Raw genomic sequence first — 1,772 nt, 5'->3', positions numbered from 1 at the left:
GCGAGAGCACCGCCGGCCACGGGAAGGCCTGACCGCCGTGGGCTCCGGGCACGCGCACCGGCTCCACCTGCACGGGCACTCACCGGTGCACCGGCTGCCCGCGCACACCAAGCTCGTCGCCGTCCTCGCCTTCGTGGTCGTCGTGGTCTCCACGCCCCGTGAGGCGGTGTGGGCGTTCGCCGGGTACGCGCTGCTGCTGGTGGCGGTGGCCCGGGCGGCGCGAGTGCCCGCCGGGTTCGCGCTGCGGCGGATGGCCGTCGAGGTGCCGTTCGTCGCGTTCGCCCTGCTGCTGCCGTTCGTGGCGCAGGGCGGGCGGACCGAGGTGCTGGGCATGCAGCTCAGCGTCTCCGGGCTGTGGGGCGCGTGGAACATCCTGGCCAAGGGGACGCTGGGCGTCGGCGCCTCCGTCCTGCTGGCCGCCACCACCGAACTGCGCGACCTGCTGCTCGGGCTCCAGCGGCTGCGGATGCCGCCGATGCTGGTGCAGATCGCCTCGTTCATGCTCCGTTACGGCGACGTCATCGCCGACGAACTGGCCCGGATGCGGATCGCCCGCGAGTCGCGCGGCTTCCGTGCCCGCGGCCCGCGGGCCTGGGGCGTGCTGGCCCGGACGGCCGGCGCGCTGTTCATCCGCACCTACGAGCGCGGCGAGCGGGTCCACCTGGCCATGGTGAGCCGGGGCTACACCGGCGCCATGCCGGTGCTGGACGGGCGGGCGGCGACGCGGGCGCAGTGGTCGGCCGCGCTGGCCCTGCCCGTGACGGCCCTCGCCGTCTGCCTGCCCGCCTGGACTCTGTGACGATGGACCCCGTGACGACCGACCCCCTGACGACGAACCCCGTGCCGTACTCCCTGGAGGTCTCCGGCCTCGCCTTCGCCTACCCCGACGGCCACCAGGCCCTCTTCGGCGTGGACTTCGCCCTGGAACGGGGCGAGCGCGTCGCACTGCTCGGACCCAACGGCGCGGGGAAGACCACCCTCGTCCTGCACCTCAACGGCATCCTCACGGCCGGCGCCGGCGGCGTGCGGGTGGCCGGGCTGCCCGTGGACCGGGCCCACATGGCCGAGGTCAGACAGCGGGTCGGCATCGTCTTCCAGGACCCCGACGACCAGCTCTTCATGCCCACCGTCCGCGAGGACGTCGCCTTCGGCCCGGCCAACGCGGGTCTGCGCGGGGCGGAGCTGGAGGCCCGGGTGACCCGGGCGCTGGAACGGGTGGGCATGGCCGAGCACGCCGACCGCCCGCCCCACCACCTGTCGTTCGGGCAGCGCCGCCGGGTGGCGGTGGCCACCGTGCTGGCGATGGAGCCGGAGATCCTGGTCCTCGACGAGCCGTCCTCCAACCTGGACCCCGCCTCCCGGCGGGAGCTCGCCGAGATCCTGACCTCGCTGGACGTCACCGTCCTGATGGTCACCCACGACCTGCCCTACGCGCTGGAGCTCTGCCCGCGCTCGCTGGTCCTGTCCGGCGGCACCATCGTCGCGGACGGCCCGACCCCGAAGCTGCTGGCCGACGAGACGCTGCTGCACGCCCACCGGCTGGAGCTGCCGTTCGGCTTCACCCCGCGCTGAGCGGCCCCCGCCCGCCCGCGGCCCCCGCCCGCACGCGGCGACCGCGGGCACGGCGACCGCGGGCGGGGTCTCGCCCGCACTGTGACCGCCGCCACCCCGTGGCGCGGAATCCGGTGCCCGGGCCGCTTGTTGCGCCGGTGGGCACGACGGACGTGCGAAGAGCCCGATCGAGGAAACGGTGGACCAGGTGGACGTCGACG

At 75.1% G+C, this 1,772-nt stretch carries 2 protein-coding genes; both read left to right on the top strand.

Going from position 1 to position 1,772, the window contains the following annotated elements:
* The first annotated feature begins 37 nt into the window (after positions 1 to 37).
* Positions 38 to 799 carry a cobalt ECF transporter T component CbiQ gene (gene cbiQ / locus HW445_RS29700; RefSeq protein ID WP_180223912.1) on the top strand — a complete coding sequence of 254 codons (762 nt, stop codon included), beginning with the start codon at positions 38 to 40 and terminating at the stop codon, positions 797 to 799.
* 2 nt (positions 800 to 801) lie between these two features.
* Positions 802 to 1,572: an ABC transporter ATP-binding protein gene (locus tag HW445_RS29695; protein ID WP_180223911.1), complete on the top strand. Its 771-nt coding sequence runs from the start codon at positions 802 to 804 to the stop codon at positions 1,570 to 1,572.
* Positions 1,573 to 1,772: the final 200 nt, after the last annotated feature.

Source organism: Streptomyces sp. UH6, assembly GCF_013421635.1.
Lineage (GTDB): Bacteria > Actinomycetota > Actinomycetes > Streptomycetales > Streptomycetaceae > Streptomyces > Streptomyces abyssomicinicus.
Note: the sequence above shows the minus strand (reverse complement) of the source record. Positions and strands in the feature narration are given on the sequence as shown.

Coding starts and splice junctions, on each gene's coding strand:
- HW445_RS29695 (WP_180223911.1), top strand. CDS start 802: ATGGACCCCGTGACGACCGACCCCCTGACGACGAACCCCGTGCCGTAC.